Here is a 13338-nt window from a genome sequence, read left to right as displayed (position 1 = left end):
TCAGTCTGCGCGTCCTGCGCGTTCCAAAGCTTCGAGGCCGGGGAGCGGGCGTCCTTCCAGCCATTCGAGAAATGCTCCACCCGCGGTGGAGACATAGGTGAAATCATGGGCATGGCCCGAGCGGTTCAGTGCGACCAGCGTATCGCCGCCGCCCGCCACCGAGACGCACAGCCCGGCCCGGGTCTGTTCGGCCACGGTCTCGGCCAGCGCCCGGGTCGCGGCGTCGAAGGGCGGGGTCTCGCAGATGCCCAGCGGGCCGTTCCAGACGATGGTCCGGGCCTTGCGCAGGAGGCCGCGATAGAGCTCGACCGTGTCGGGACCCAGATCGTAGACCCGGCGGTTCGGCCGGATGCCGCCCAGCGGCACCGGATAGGCATGCCCGCCGGCATGCTGAAGCCCGTCGACGACGAAATCCCGGGGCATCACGATCCGGCAGCCCGCGACCTCGGCCAGCGCGGCGATCTCGAGAATGTCGTCGGCCAGTTCCGGTTCGCAGAACGAGCGCCCGATGCTGTAGCCGCGGGCAAAGAGGAAGCTGTTGGCCAGCCCGCCGCCCAGCAGGATGGTGTCGACCCGGCGCAGGAGACGCTTCATCAGCCCCAGCCGCTCGATCATCGATTGCCCGCCCATCAGCGCGACTGAAGGCGAGGGCGGGGTGTCGAGCGCGCGTTCGAGCTGGGCCAGCTCCTCGAGCAGCAGGGGCCCCGCCGCCACCCGTTCGGCCGCGTCGACCGCCGCCGTGGTCGAGGCATGCAGCCGGTGGCAGCAGGAGAAGGCGTCATTGACATAGATGTCGCCAAGCCGGGCCAGTTCGGCCCCGAGCCGCGGGTCGTTGCGCTCCTCGCCGCGCTCGAAGCGCAGGTTCTCGCACAGAAGCACCTCGCCCGGCGCCAGATCATGGCTGAGCCGTTCGGCCATCGGCCCGGCACAGGTATCGATGAAGCGCACCGGCGCCTCCAGGGCATCGGACAAGGCGCCCTGCACCCGTTCGAGAGTCAGCGCCGGGGTCATCTCGCCCCCCGGACGGCCCAGATGGCTCATGACCACCAGCCGCGCGCCCCGGGCCAGAAGCGGTTTCATGCCGCTTGCAAAGCGGGTGATGCGGGTGGCGTCGGTGACCCCGGCGGGCCCGAGCGGAACGTTCAGATCCGCCCGGACTGCCAGGCGCCTGCCCGCAACATCCAGCGATGTCAGGGGCAGGCCCGCCATCAGATCAGCGCCCCCATCGCCACGGCGGTATCCGCCATGCGGTTGGAGAAACCCCACTCGTTGTCATACCAGCTCAGGATCCGGACCATGTTGCCGTCCATCACCTTGGTCTGGTCCATGTGGAAGACCGAGGAATGCTGGTCGTGGTTGAAGTCCGACGAGACCAGTTTCTCGTCGGTGTAGCCGAGAATGCCCTTCATCGGGCCGTCGGCCGCCGCGCGGATGGCCGCGTTGACCTCCTCGACGGTGGTGTCACGCCCGGCTTCGAACACCAGGTCCACGACCGAGACATTCGGGGTCGGCACGCGGATCGCGACGCCGTCGAGCTTGCCGTTCAGCTCCGGCAGCACCAGGCCCACGGCCTTGGCGGCGCCGGTCGAGGTCGGGATCATCGACATCGCCGCTGCGCGGGCGCGGTACAGATCCTTGTGCATGGTGTCCAGCGTCGGCTGGTCGCCCGTGTAGCTGTGGATCGTGGTCATGAAGCCGCGCTTGATGCCGATGGCATCGTTCAGGGCCTTGGCGACCGGCGACAGGCAGTTCGTCGTGCAGGAGGCGTTCGAGACCACCAGGTCGTCCTTGGTCAGCACGTCATGGTTGACGCCATAGACGATGGTCTTGTCGGCCCCGGCGCCCGGCGCCGAGATCAGCACCCGCTTCGAGCCGTTCTCCAGATGGATCGCGGCCTTGTCGCGGGCGGTGAAGATGCCGGTGCATTCCAGCGCGACGTCGACATCGCCCCAGGGCAGCTCTTTCGGATCGCGGATCGCGGTCACCTTGATCGGGCCGCGGCCCACATCGATGGTATCGCCGTCGACGGTCACGGTGCCGGGGAAGCGGCCGTGAACGCTGTCGTAGCGCATCAGATGGGCATTGGTCTCGACCGGACCCAGATCGTTGATCGCGACGACCTCGATATCGGTGCGGCCCGATTCAATGATGGCCCGCAGGACGTTGCGCCCGATCCGGCCGAAGCCGTTGATTGCTACCTTGACTGTCATCTTCCACCCTTCTTGTCTTACTTGATCAGTTTCTTCGCGGCGGCGGCCACGGCTTCGGCGGTGATGCCGAAGTGCTTGTAAAGGTCGTCGGCCGGCGCCGAGGCGCCGAATCCGGTCATGCCAACGAAGGCGGATCTGGCGCCAAGAAGCGGCGCCCAGCCCTGTTCCACGGCGGCCTCGACCCCGACCCGGGGCGCGTCGCCAAGGACGGATGCCCGGTAGGCGTCGTCCTGAGCTGCGAATAGCTCGAAACAGGGGGCGGAGACAACGGCGGCCCTGACGTCCTGGCGCGCCAGCTCGTCGGCCGCGTTCATCGCGATCTCGACTTCCGAGCCGGTGGCGATCAGGGTGACGTCGCGGCCGCCCTCGGGTTCGCGCAGCACATAGGCGCCCCTGGCCGTCAGGTTCTCGGCCCGGTGCTCGGTCCGCAGGCAGGGCAGGCCCTGCCGCGACAGCGCCAGAAGGCTCGGGGTCTTCTCCGAGGTCGCGGCGATTTCCCAGGCCTCGGCGGTCTCGACCACATCGGCGGGACGGAAGACGTTGAGATTGGGCATGGCGCGGAGGCTGGCCAGATGCTCGACCGGCTGGTGGGTCGGGCCGTCCTCGCCAAGACCGATCGAGTCATGCGTCATCACATAGGCCACCGGCAGCCCCATCAGCGCCGAGAGCCGGATCGCGGGGCGGGCATAATCGGCGAAGACGAGGAAGGTGCCGCCATAGGGGAAGAAGCCGCCATGCAGCGCGATGCCGTTCATCGCCGCCGACATGCCGAATTCGCGGATGCCGTAATGGATGTAATTGCCGCCGTAATTGTCCTTCGACACCGGCGACATGCCCTTGGTCAGGGTCAGGTTCGAGCCGGTGAGGTCGGCCGAGCCGCCGATGGCGTTGGGCAGGGTGGCATTGACCACGGCCAGCGCCATCTCCGAGGCCTTCCGGGTCGCGACCTTGGGCGCATCGGCCGAAAGCTGCTGCTTGTAGGCCGTGATGGCCTCGGCCATGGCGGCCTTGTCGGGCCGGGCCAGCGAGGCCTCGAAGGCACCGCCATGCTCGGCGCAGAGCAGACGCGCTTCCCAGCCCTCGCGGGCCTCGCGGCCGCGCGCGGCAACCGCATGCCAGGCGGCATAGACCTCTTTCGGCAGGGTGAAGGCCTCATGGGCCCAGCCAAGGGCCGTGCGGGTCGCGGCGATCTCGTCGGCGCCCAGAGGCGCGCCATGGACCTTGTGGCTGCCGGCCTTGTTGGGCGCGCCCTGGCCGATCACGGTCCGGCAGGCGATCAGCGAGGGGCGCGGGTCCTTGCGCGCGGCCTCGATGGCGGCGGCGACGGCCTCGCGGTCATGGCCGTCGACCGCGGCCACATGCCAGCCGGCGGCGGCGAAACGCGCTTTCTGGTCGACCGAGGTCGACAGCTCGGTCGAGCCGTCGATGGTGATCTTGTTATCGTCCCACAGAACGATCATCCGGCCGAGCTGCCAGTGGCCGGCCATGTCGATGGCCTCGTGGCTGATGCCTTCCATCAGGCAGCCGTCGCCCGCGATCACATAGGTGTAGTGATCGACCAGATCGTCGCCGAAGCGGGCATTGTGCATCCGCTCGGCCAGCGCCATGCCGACCGCGGTGGTGATGCCCTGGCCCAGCGGGCCGGTCGTGGTCTCGATGCCCTCGGCATGGCCGTATTCCGGATGCCCCGCCGTGCGCGCGCCCCATTGCCGGAAGCTGCGGATCTGGTCCATGTCCATATCGGCATAGCCCAGCATGTGGTTGATCGAATAGACCAGCATCGAGCCATGCCCGGCCGACAGCACGAAGCGGTCCCGGTCGGCCCATTTCGGGCAGGACGGGTCGATCTGTATGAACCGGTTGAACAGCACCGCGGCCACATCGGCCATGCCCATCGGCATGCCGGGATGGCCCGAATTGGCGGCCTGAACCGCATCCATGGTCAGGACACGGATCGCGGTGGCCATCAGCGCTTCGGCGCTGGTGTCGATCTTGGTGGGCGCGTTCATTTTGGGCTCCTCAGGCGCGTTTCGATTCGGAGACGAGACGATTGATCATCGGCGTCAGGATAAGCTGCATCGCGAGATCGAGCTTGCCGCCCGGGATCACGATCGAGTTGGCCCGGCTCATCCAGGATCCGTGGATCATCGAGACCAGGTAGGAAAAGTCGATCCCGCGCGGATTGCGGAAGCGGATCACGACGAGGCTTTCGTCCGGGGTCGGGATCCAGCGGGCGACGAAGGGGTTCGAGGTATCGACCACCGGCACGCGCTGGAAGTTGATGTCGGTCTCGGTGAATTGCGGGCAGATGCAATGCACATAGGCATACATCCGGCGCAGGATCACGTCGCGGATCGCCTCGGTGGTGTAGCCGCGCTTTTCCTTGTCGCGGTGGATCTTCTGGATCCATTCGAGGTTGATCACCGGCACCACGCCGATCTTGAGATCGGCATGCCGGGCGATGTCGACCTCGTCATTGACGACCGAGCCGTGCAGCCCCTCGTAGAACAGCAGGTCCGAGCCCTCGGCGAAGGGCGCCCAGTCGGTGAACTCGCCCGGCGCCACGCCGCGCTTCTCGGCCTCTTCGGCATCGTGCACGTAATGGCGGCTGCGCCCGGTGCCGGTCTCGCCATATTGGCGGAACACCTCTTCGAGGATCTTCAGCTCGTTGGCCTCGTAGCTGAAATGGCTGAAACCCGCATCGCCCTCGGCATAGTGACGGTCGAGCTCGGCCTTCATGTCCTTGCGGTTGAAGCGGTGGAAGGCGTCGCCCTCGATCGAGACCGCGTTCACGCCCTCGCGGCGGAAGATCTGGTCGAAGGTATGCTTGACCGTCGAGGTGCCCGCCCCGGAAGAGCCGGTAACGGAGATGATCGGGTGCTTCTTGCTCATGACAGTCCTCCAGGAACTCAGACGCGGAACAGGCCGCGGTTGCCGAACAGGGCGTTGACCTCTTCGTCCGGCAGATCGTGATAGGCGGCGATGCGGCTGACCTTGTCGGTCGAGCCGAAGACGAACGGCGTGCGGGCGTGCAGCTTCTCGGCGGTCTTGCCGAGGATCGGGTCCTGGGCGTCGGTGGCAAGGCCCCCGGCCTGCTGGATCACGAAGGCGATGGGGGCGCATTCATAGACCATCCGGAGCCGGCCGCGGGCATAGCCCTTGCGGGCATCGCCGGGATAGAGGAACACGCCGCCCCGGGTCAGGATCCGATGCGTCTCGGCCACCAGCGAGGCGACCCAGCGCATGTTGAAATTCGAGGCGCGCGGGCCTTCCTCGCCGGCCAGGCAGTCGTCGATATAGGCCCGGATCGGGCGCGACCAGTGGCGGTAATTCGAGGCGTTGATGGCGAATTCGCGCGAGGTGTCGGGGATCTTGATCGCCTCGGCCACCAGCACGAACTGCTTGCTGTCGGGGTCCAGCAGATATTCCTGGGTGCCTTGGCCGAAGGTGCAGACCAGCATCGTCTGCGGCCCGTAGATGATGTAGCCCGCGCCGATCTGCTGGTCGGTCGGGCGCAGGAAGCTGGCATCGGGATCCTCGGCCGCCTCGAAGATCGAGAAGATCGTGCCGATCGAGACATTGACGTCGATATTCGACGAGCCGTCCAGCGGGTCGATCGCCAGCGCATAGGCGCCCCCGGGGTCGAGAACCGCCACCGTGTCCTGTTCCTCCGAGGCGTAGTGGCGGACATTGGCGGTCCTGAGGCGTTCGCAGAAGGCATCGTCGGCCATCAGGTCCAGCGCCTTCTGGGTATCGCCGCCGGTATTCTCGCCCACGGCTGCCCCCAGCGCCCCGCCCAGCGGGCCGCGCTGGATCACGCGCGAAAGATCGATGCCGACCTCGCAAAGTGCAGTCATGATCGGCTGAAGCGCGGCGGGGATATGCTGTAAATCCCTGATCGGATTTTCCGTTTGCATAAAATTCTCCCGAATCTGGCGGCAACTTGTCGTTATTGGTTGCTAGAGGATGACGGGATGGTAGAGAATTTAAAAACCCGGAAGCTGTATTAGATTTTTTTGAAAACCGAATGTCGACGCTCCGACCCGAGGCCATAACCTTCAAGCAACTCAGGGCGTTGCGCGCCGTCGCCGAGCACGGCACGTTGACCGCGGCGGCCGAGTCCATTCACCTGACGACTCCGGCCGTCCATACCCAGCTGCGCCAGCTCGAAGAGAATTTCGGTGCGCGGCTGGTCGATCGCGGGCCGCAGGGGGTGGCGCGCCTCACGCTGCAGGGCGAGGCGGCCCTGGTGGGGGCGCGCGCCATCGAGACCGCGCTCGAGGCCTGCGTCGATCATGTCCGCGCGCTCAATGACGGGATGGAGGGGATGGTCACGCTGGGCGTGGTCGCCACCGCCAAGTATTTCGCGCCGCGCCTGGTGGCCGAACTGCACCGCGCCTTTGCCGAGATCGACGTGATCCTGCGCGTGGGCTCGCGCGAGATGGTGGTGACGGCCTTGCAGGCGGCGAGCGTCGATATCGCGATCATGGGGCGGCCGCCCCGGCTGCCCGCGGTTCATGCGACGGTGCTTGGCCCGCATCCGCATGTGCTGATCGCGCCGCCCGATCATCCTCTGGCCGGACATGAGAGGATCGCGGCCGAGCGGGTGCTGGCCGAGACGTTCCTCGCGCGGGAGCCCGAGTCGGGCACCCGGATTCTGATGGAGCGCTTGATCGAGCGGCTTGGCAAGGGGCGGCCGCAACGGGTGGTCGAACTGGAAAGCAACGAAACCATCAAGCAGGCGGTGATGGCGGGGCTCGGGATCGCGCTGATCTCGCGCCATACGGTGGCCGGCGAACTGAACGACGGGCGCCTGGTCGAACTCGACGCGCCCTCGTTGCCCTTGGTGCGGCAATGGTTCCTGGTCCATCGCAGCGACACCGCGCTCAGCGCGGCCGGTCGGCGGATCCACGGCTATATCGTGGGACGGCAGGGGGCCTTCCTGCCCCGATAGCCCGGTTCCGGCCCCGAATTTTCGTCGAAAATTCGCGCGGGATGGCGGGCCTGCGGTTTCTGCGGCCACTGGGGGCGGCAGGGGGGTTGACCTTCCAGCGACTGGAAGTCCTATCTCGGTAAGGCGTTCGCCGTGAAGGAGGCTGCCATGACCGCAATGACCACAACCAGACTGAAACTCGAAGGGCTGCATTGCGCGGGCTGCGTGCGTCGGGTCGAGCGCGCCCTGACCGAGCTGCCCGATGTCGGTGCCGCCCGGGTCAATCTTGCCACCGGCTCGGCCGAGATCGAGCATTCGGGCCCGGTCGCGCCGCTGATCGGGGCCGTCGAGGGCGTGGGCTTCGGCGTGGGCCAGACCGAGATCGCGCTGGCGGTCGAGGGTGCCACCTGTGCCTCCTGCACCGGCCGGATCGAGCGGACGCTCATGGCCCAGCCCGGTGTGCTCGGGGCGGCGATGAACCTTGCGAGCGGTGAGGCCCGCGTCACCGTCGCCGAAGGGCTGGACGACGCCGCCGCGCTCGCCCGAGCGGTGACCGAGGTCGGCTATCCGTCCCGCCCGCTGGGTGCCGAGGACCGGCCCGAGCCCGGCGCAGCCCAGGCCGCCGAGGCCCGTGGGCTTGCCCGCCGGGCCTGGACCGCGGGACTTCTGGCGCTGCCGGTCGTGCTGCTGGAAATGGGCGGACATGTGGCGCCCGGTGCCCGCGAGGCGCTCGCCGGGATCGTCTCCGAGACCGGTCTGCGCATCGTCTCCTTCCTGCTGACCACCGCGATCCTCGCCGGTCCCGGCCGCGCCTTCTTCGTCAAGGGCGTGCCGCTCCTGCTGAAGGGCGCGCCCGACATGAATGCTCTGGTCGCGCTCGGCACCGCCGCCGCCTGGGCCTATTCGACCCTTGCAACCTTCGCCCCCGGCCTGCTGCCCGAAGGCACGGCGCATATCTATTTCGAGGCCGCCGCGGTCATCGTCACCCTGATCCTGATCGGCCGCAGCCTCGAGGCCCGCGCCCGCGGCCGCACCGGCGAGGCGATCCGGCATCTTCTGGGCCTGCAGCCGCGCAGCGCCCGGGTGGTGACCGAAAATGGCCTCGAGGAACGGCCCGTCGAGCAACTCGCGCCCGGCGATCTGATCGAGATCCGGCCCGGCGAGCGCATCCCGACCGATGGCGAGATCGTCGAGGGCCAGGGCCCGGTCGACGAATCGATGCTGACCGGCGAGCCGATGCCGGTCGACAAGGCGCCCGGCGACGCAGTCACGGGCGGCACCGTCAATGGCGCCTCCGCGCTGAGATTCCGCGCCACCCGGGTCGGCCGCGATACCGCGCTGGCCCAGATAGTGGCGATGGTCGAGACGGCGCAGGGCGCCAAGTTGCCGGTGCAGGCGCTGGCCGACCGGATCACCGGCATCTTCGTTCCCGCCGTCCTCGTCGTTGCCGCGCTGACCGTGGCGCTCTGGCTGATTGTCGGTCCCGACCCGGCGCTGGGGCTTGCGCTGGTCGCGGGCGTCTCGGTGCTGATCGTCGCCTGTCCCTGCGCAATGGGGCTGGCCACGCCGACCTCGGTGATGGTGGGCACGGGCCGCGCCGCCGAAATGGGGGTTCTCTTCCGCAAGGGCGATGCGCTGCAAAGCCTGTCGGGCGTCGCGACGGTCGCCTTCGACAAGACCGGCACCCTGACCGAGGGCCATCCCGAATTGACCGGGATCCGGCTGGCCGACGGCTTTGAAAGGGACGATGTCCTGGCCGCTGCCGCCGCGCTCGAGGCCCGCTCGGAACATCCGCTTGCCCGGGCCATCCTGGCCGCCGCGCCAGATCATCCCGAGGCCGAAGGGGTCGAGGCGTTGCCCGGTTTCGGCGTCCGGGGACGGATCGGCGGCCGTGACGTCCTGGTGGGCGCCGAACGGCTGATGGCGCGCGAGGGCATCGCGCTCGGGCCCCTCGAGGCCGAGGCCGCGACGCTGGCCGCCACGGGGGCGACGCCCGTTTTCGTGGCCATCGACGGAGGGGCGGCGGGCGTGCTGGCGCTGGCCGACCCGATCAAGCCCTCGGCGCGCGCGGCGATCGCGGGGCTCCACCGGATGGGTGTCGCGACCGCGCTGATCACCGGCGATACCGAGCCGACCGCGCGCGCCGTCGCGGCCGAGCTTGGCATCGACCGTGTCGTGGCGGGCGTTCTGCCCGGCGGCAAGGTCGAGGCGCTGGAGGGGCTTCGCGCCGAGGGCCCGGTCGCCTTCGTCGGCGACGGGCTGAATGACGCGCCCGCACTGGCCGCGGCCGATGTGGGGCTTGCCATCGGCACCGGCACCGATGTCGCCATCGAGGCGGGCGACGTGGTGCTGATGTCGGGCGATCCGCAGGGCGTGGTCAATGCGCTCCATGTCAGCCGCCGGACTCTGGCCAATATCCGCCAGAACCTGTTCTGGGCCTTCGCCTATAACGTCGCGCTGATCCCGGTGGCGGCAGGCGTGCTCTATCCGCTGAACGGCCTTCTCCTGTCGCCGATGCTGGCCGCGGGCGCGATGGCCTGCTCGAGCCTCTTCGTGCTGTCGAACGCGCTTCGGCTGCGCGGGCTCGGCCCGCTGGAGGCCGGGTCATGAATATCGGCGACATCTCGAAGGCCACCGGGCTGCCGGCCAAGACCATCCGCTATTACGAGGAGATCGGTCTGATCCGTCCGGCCCGGGGCGACAATGGCTACCGGCATTTCTCGGAAACCGACCGGCACAACCTGACCTTTCTGGGCCGGGCCCGGTCGCTCGGCTTCTCGATCGAGGAATGCCGGGCGCTTCTGGCGCTTTACACCGACAAGGAGCGCGCCAGCGCCAATGTGAAGCAGATCGCCCGCGTCCATCTGGCGCAGATCGAGGCCAAGATCGCCGAGTTGCAGGCGATGCGCGCCACCTTGGCCGAGCTGGTCTCGGCCTGTGCGGGCGATCAGCGTCCCGATTGTCCGATCCTGAAGGGGCTGGCGGGCGAGGGCTGAGCCCGCTCAAAGGGCTTTGACAATGCGCGCCGATGGGCTAGGCAGGAGCGACTTCGGTTCCGGCCGGGAAGGCCGGATAAAAGGGAACGCGGTGCGCCCTCTCAGGGGCAACTCCGCGGCTGCCCCCGCAACTGTAGGCGGAGAGCGCGGCTGACAGATGCCACTGGGCCAGGGCCCGGGAAGGCCAGCCAAGCAAGGACCCGCAAGCCAGGAGACCTGCCGGAGCGACGATCACCCTTTCCGGGCGCGGGGCGCGCCCCGGAGCGGCCAGCCCGCAGCGGTGAGACAGATCACCGTCCGGGGAGCTGGCCCGATCCCGCCGCACCCCGGACCGCCCGCAAGGGCAGGGAAGGGCAGGGCGATGGACGATCCGGAGACAAGACCGGCCGACCAGGACGGAGCGCGCGCATGAGGGGGCAGGGGCTTTTCTGGGCGCTTGCGCTGCTGGTGGCGGCGCTTTTCGGGCTGTCGCTGCTGATCGGTCCGGCCGGGCTGTCGGTCGGCGACAGCCTCTCGGCGCTGCTGGCCGGGCGCGGCGAGGCGGCGGTGCTGGTCATGCGCGAGATCCGGCTGCCACGCGCGATCCTTGCCGTGCTGGTGGGCGCGAGCCTCGGGCTCTCGGGTGCGGCCCTTCAGGGCTACATGCGCAACCCGCTGGCCGAGCCCGGTCTGATCGGCGTCTCGTCGAGTGCCGCGCTGGGCGCGGTGCTGGCGCTGCAAACGGGGCTCGCCTCGGCGCATGTGCTGGCGCTGCCGGCCTCGGCGCTGACCGGCGCGCTGATCGCCGTCTCGCTTCTGCTGCTTCTGGCCGGGCCGCGCGGCGGCGCCTTCACGCTGATCCTCGCGGGCATCGCGCTCTCGGCGCTGGCGGGGGCACTGACGCAACTGGTGCTGAACCTCTCGCCCAACCCCTATGCCACGGCCGATATCGTGTTCTGGCTGATGGGCTCGCTCGCCGATCGCTCCTTCACCCATGTCTGGCTGGCGCTGCCGCTGACGCTTCTGGGCTGGCTGATGCTGGCCGGGCTCGGCCGCGGGCTCGACGCGCTGACGCTGGGCGAGGATGCGGCGGCGGCGCTGGGCATCCGGCTCGGGCGGCTGCGCCTCGCGCTTGTGCTTGGCGTCGCGGCCTCGGTCGGGGCCGGGGTGGCGGTCGCGGGGGCCATCGGCTTTGTCGGGCTGATCGTGCCGCATCTTCTGCGCCCGCTGGTCGGCGCCCGGCCCGGGCGCCTGTTGCCGGCCTCGGCGCTGGGCGGCGCGGCCTTGCTGCTTGCCGCCGATATCGGCGTGCGTCTGGTGCTGCCCGACCGCGATCTCAAGCTGGGTGTCGTCACCGCGCTGATCGGGGCGCCGCTGTTCATCCGGCTGATCTTCCGCACCCGGGCGGAGGCAGGCGCATGACCGGCCTCAACCTCACGCATCTGAGCGTCCTGCGCGGCGCCTGCCCGGTGGTCGACGATGTCACCGCGCGGCTGTCCCCCGGCGAATGCGTGGGCCTTGTCGGCCCCAATGGCGCGGGCAAGACCACCTTGATGCGCGCAGCCCTCGGCCTCGTGCCGCACAAGGGCGGATCGAGCCTTGCCCGCCTTGCCGCCTCCGAGCGTGCCCGCATCGCCGCCTGGCTGCCGCAGATGCGCGAGATCGCCTGGCCGGTCAGCGTCGAGACCCTGGTCGGGCTCGGCCGCACGCCGCATCTGGGGCCGGGCCAGGGCCCTGGCCCGCGCGACCGTGCCGCCATTTCTGCCGCGATGGACAGGCTCGGGCTTGCCGGGTTCGCCACGCGCCGCGCGACCGAGCTGTCGGGGGGCGAGCAGGCGCGGGTGCTGATCGCCCGGGCGCTGGCGCAGGAGGCGCCGGTCCTGATGGCCGACGAACCCATCGCCGGGCTCGACCCCGCGCATCAGTTCACCACCATGGAGCTGTTTGCGGGGCTCGCCGCCGAAGGCCGCCTGGTGATGGTCTCGCTGCACGATCTGGGGCTGGCGGTCCGGTTCTGCACCCGGCTCCTGCTGATGCATCGGGGCCGTCTGGTGGCCGACGGTCCGCCGCGCGCGGTGCTGAGCGAGGCCAATCTGGCCGAGGTCTTCGGGCTGCGCGCCTATCTGGCCGAGACCCCCGACGGCCCGGTCTTCCAGCCGCTGGAGGTGGTGCGATGACCCCCAATTCCTGCCTGACCGAGGAGCCCGCCGCATGATCGAGCCGATCCTGTCCTTCCTTCACACCGGCGGCGCGGCGATGTGGGCCATCGCGGCCTTGTCGGTCGCAACGCTCAGTCTGATCCTCTGGAAGCTCTGGGGCCTCGCACGGATGGGTGCCTTCGCGGGCGCCCGGGCCGAACGCTCGGTCGCGCTCTGGCAGGAGGGCGCGCGCGAGGCGGCGGTGGCGGCGGTCTCGGGCCGGGTCGGGCTGCGGGCGCGGCTGGTTCGCGCGGCCATCGGGGCGCTGTCGCTGGGCCTGCCCGAGGCCAAGGCCCGCGAAGAGACGACCCGCGTCGCCCGGCGGCTGCTGGCCGAGCTTCGCGCGGGGCTGCGGGCGCTGGAACTGATCGCGGTGATCGCGCCGCTTCTGGGGCTTCTGGGAACCGTTCTGGGCATGATCGACGCCTTTCAGGCGCTGCAATCGGCGGGGGCCGCAGCCGACCCGGCCGATCTGGCGGGTGGTATCTGGGAGGCCCTTCTGACCACGGCGGCCGGCATGGCGGTGGCGATCCCGGCGGCGGTCTCGCTCAGCTGGTTCGAATCCGTTGCCGACAGCGCCCGCGCCGACATGGAGGACCTCGCGACCCGGCTTTTCCTGGCAGCGGATGCGGGTTGATGTTCAGCTTCGACACGCCCCGGCGGACGCGCCGCCCGAGCCTCACGCCGATGATCGACGTGGTCTTCCTGCTGCTCGTCTTCTTCATGATCGCCGCCCGCTTCGGCCCCGAGGCAGGGATCGGGATCTTTGCAGCGCAAGGCGGCGGGGCGGCCGACTGGCAGGGGCCGCCAAGGCTCATTGAGCTGCGCCCCGACGGGCTGTCCCTGAACGGGCAGGCGATGGCACCCGAGGCCATCGCAGCCGAACTGGCGCGGATCACGCCTGTGCCGGGCGATCCGGTCCTGCTGCGCGCCCGGGACGGGGCCGATCTGCAGGGGCTGGTCGATGCGATGGAGGCGCTCGGCCGGGCCGGGGTCGCGGGGCTCATGATGGTGGAGTGAGG

The 13338-nt window shown here is 69.4% G+C and carries 12 protein-coding genes and 1 riboswitch; of the genes, 7 read left to right on the top strand and 5 right to left on the bottom strand.

From position 1 onward, the window contains the following. From ACK8CO_RS03190 to ACK8CO_RS03170, 5 genes are read right to left on the bottom strand one after another with little or no spacing between them, the layout of a single operon-like run. The gene (locus ACK8CO_RS03190; RefSeq protein WP_414898143.1) at window positions 1-1209 is read right to left on the bottom strand and encodes a phosphoglycerate kinase; all 1209 of its coding nucleotides are present in this window, start codon (window positions 1207-1209) and stop codon (window positions 1-3) included. Beyond that, window positions 1209-2210 (bottom strand): type I glyceraldehyde-3-phosphate dehydrogenase, encoded by a 1002-nt coding sequence (gene gap, locus ACK8CO_RS03185; RefSeq protein ID WP_080615826.1) that lies wholly within the window; start codon window positions 2208-2210, stop codon window positions 1209-1211. The genes ACK8CO_RS03190 and gap overlap by 1 nt, the downstream gene beginning before the upstream one ends. Window positions 2211-2227: 17 nt before the next feature. Continuing rightward, window positions 2228-4219, bottom strand: a complete 1992-nt coding sequence (tkt, locus tag ACK8CO_RS03180) for a transketolase (protein ID WP_414898142.1) — start codon at window positions 4217-4219, stop codon at window positions 2228-2230. A 10-nt stretch (window positions 4220-4229) separates the two neighbouring features. Beyond that, window positions 4230-5102: a phosphoribulokinase gene (locus ACK8CO_RS03175; RefSeq protein WP_080615828.1), complete on the bottom strand. Its 873-nt coding sequence runs from the start codon at window positions 5100-5102 to the stop codon at window positions 4230-4232. A gap of 17 nt (window positions 5103-5119) precedes the next feature. After that, the gene (locus ACK8CO_RS03170) at window positions 5120-6127 is read right to left on the bottom strand and encodes a class 1 fructose-bisphosphatase (RefSeq protein WP_080615829.1); all 1008 of its coding nucleotides are present in this window, start codon (window positions 6125-6127) and stop codon (window positions 5120-5122) included. A 110-nt stretch (window positions 6128-6237) separates the two neighbouring features. On the opposite strand from ACK8CO_RS03170, the gene ACK8CO_RS03165 reads away from it, so the two are divergent. From ACK8CO_RS03165 to ACK8CO_RS03135, 7 genes are all read left to right on the top strand, one after another. After that, on the top strand, window positions 6238-7164 hold the full coding sequence (locus tag ACK8CO_RS03165) for a LysR family transcriptional regulator (RefSeq protein ID WP_080615830.1): 927 nt from the start codon (window positions 6238-6240) through the stop codon (window positions 7162-7164). Window positions 7165-7311: 147 nt separating this feature from the next. Continuing rightward, window positions 7312-9753, top strand: coding sequence for a heavy metal translocating P-type ATPase (locus ACK8CO_RS03160; RefSeq protein ID WP_414898141.1), 2442 nt, complete (start codon window positions 7312-7314; stop codon window positions 9751-9753). Further along, on the top strand, window positions 9750-10139 hold the full coding sequence (gene cueR / locus ACK8CO_RS03155; RefSeq protein WP_414898140.1) for a Cu(I)-responsive transcriptional regulator: 390 nt from the start codon (window positions 9750-9752) through the stop codon (window positions 10137-10139). Before ACK8CO_RS03160 ends, cueR begins: the two co-directional genes overlap by 4 nt. A 37-nt stretch (window positions 10140-10176) precedes the next feature. Continuing rightward, window positions 10177-10378: riboswitch (cobalamin riboswitch) on the top strand. 169 nt (window positions 10379-10547) lie between these two features. Beyond that, on the top strand, window positions 10548-11540 hold the full coding sequence (locus ACK8CO_RS03150) for a FecCD family ABC transporter permease (protein WP_414898139.1): 993 nt from the start codon (window positions 10548-10550) through the stop codon (window positions 11538-11540). Then, window positions 11537-12295 (top strand): ABC transporter ATP-binding protein, encoded by a 759-nt coding sequence (locus ACK8CO_RS03145; protein WP_414898138.1) that lies wholly within the window; start codon window positions 11537-11539, stop codon window positions 12293-12295. Before ACK8CO_RS03150 ends, ACK8CO_RS03145 begins: the two co-directional genes overlap by 4 nt. A 34-nt stretch (window positions 12296-12329) precedes the next feature. After that, window positions 12330-12953 carry a MotA/TolQ/ExbB proton channel family protein gene (locus tag ACK8CO_RS03140; RefSeq protein WP_414898137.1) on the top strand — a complete coding sequence of 208 codons (624 nt, stop codon included), beginning with the start codon at window positions 12330-12332 and terminating at the stop codon, window positions 12951-12953. Then, a complete protein-coding gene (locus tag ACK8CO_RS03135) occupies window positions 12953-13336 on the top strand; it encodes an ExbD/TolR family protein (RefSeq protein ID WP_414898136.1) in 384 nt (127 codons plus the stop codon). Before ACK8CO_RS03140 ends, ACK8CO_RS03135 begins: the two co-directional genes overlap by 1 nt. Window positions 13337-13338 lie beyond the last annotated feature (2 nt).

It is taken from the genome of Rhodovulum sp. HP10, assembly GCF_047553435.1.
In the GTDB taxonomy this organism is placed as follows: domain Bacteria; phylum Pseudomonadota; class Alphaproteobacteria; order Rhodobacterales; family Rhodobacteraceae; genus Rhodovulum.
Note: the sequence above shows the minus strand (reverse complement) of the source record. Positions and strands in the feature narration are given on the sequence as shown.

What these genes read in the sequence shown, in the direction of transcription:
- ACK8CO_RS03190 (WP_414898143.1), bottom strand. Translation starts at nt 1,209, where the DNA reads ATGGCGGGCCTGCCCCTGACATCGCTGGATGTTGCGGGCAGGCGCCTG.
- gap (WP_080615826.1), bottom strand. Translation starts at nt 2,210, where the DNA reads ATGACAGTCAAGGTAGCAATCAACGGCTTCGGCCGGATCGGGCGCAAC.
- tkt (WP_414898142.1), bottom strand. Translation starts at nt 4,219, where the DNA reads ATGAACGCGCCCACCAAGATCGACACCAGCGCCGAAGCGCTGATGGCC.
- ACK8CO_RS03175 (WP_080615828.1), bottom strand. Translation starts at nt 5,102, where the DNA reads ATGAGCAAGAAGCACCCGATCATCTCCGTTACCGGCTCTTCCGGGGCG.
- ACK8CO_RS03170 (WP_080615829.1), bottom strand. Translation starts at nt 6,127, where the DNA reads ATGCAAACGGAAAATCCGATCAGGGATTTACAGCATATCCCCGCCGCG.
- ACK8CO_RS03165 (WP_080615830.1), top strand. Translation starts at nt 6,238, where the DNA reads ATGTCGACGCTCCGACCCGAGGCCATAACCTTCAAGCAACTCAGGGCG.
- ACK8CO_RS03160 (WP_414898141.1), top strand. Translation starts at nt 7,312, where the DNA reads ATGACCGCAATGACCACAACCAGACTGAAACTCGAAGGGCTGCATTGC.
- cueR (WP_414898140.1), top strand. Translation starts at nt 9,750, where the DNA reads ATGAATATCGGCGACATCTCGAAGGCCACCGGGCTGCCGGCCAAGACC.
- ACK8CO_RS03150 (WP_414898139.1), top strand. Translation starts at nt 10,548, where the DNA reads ATGAGGGGGCAGGGGCTTTTCTGGGCGCTTGCGCTGCTGGTGGCGGCG.
- ACK8CO_RS03145 (WP_414898138.1), top strand. Translation starts at nt 11,537, where the DNA reads ATGACCGGCCTCAACCTCACGCATCTGAGCGTCCTGCGCGGCGCCTGC.
- ACK8CO_RS03140 (WP_414898137.1), top strand. Translation starts at nt 12,330, where the DNA reads ATGATCGAGCCGATCCTGTCCTTCCTTCACACCGGCGGCGCGGCGATG.
- ACK8CO_RS03135 (WP_414898136.1), top strand. Translation starts at nt 12,953, where the DNA reads ATGTTCAGCTTCGACACGCCCCGGCGGACGCGCCGCCCGAGCCTCACG.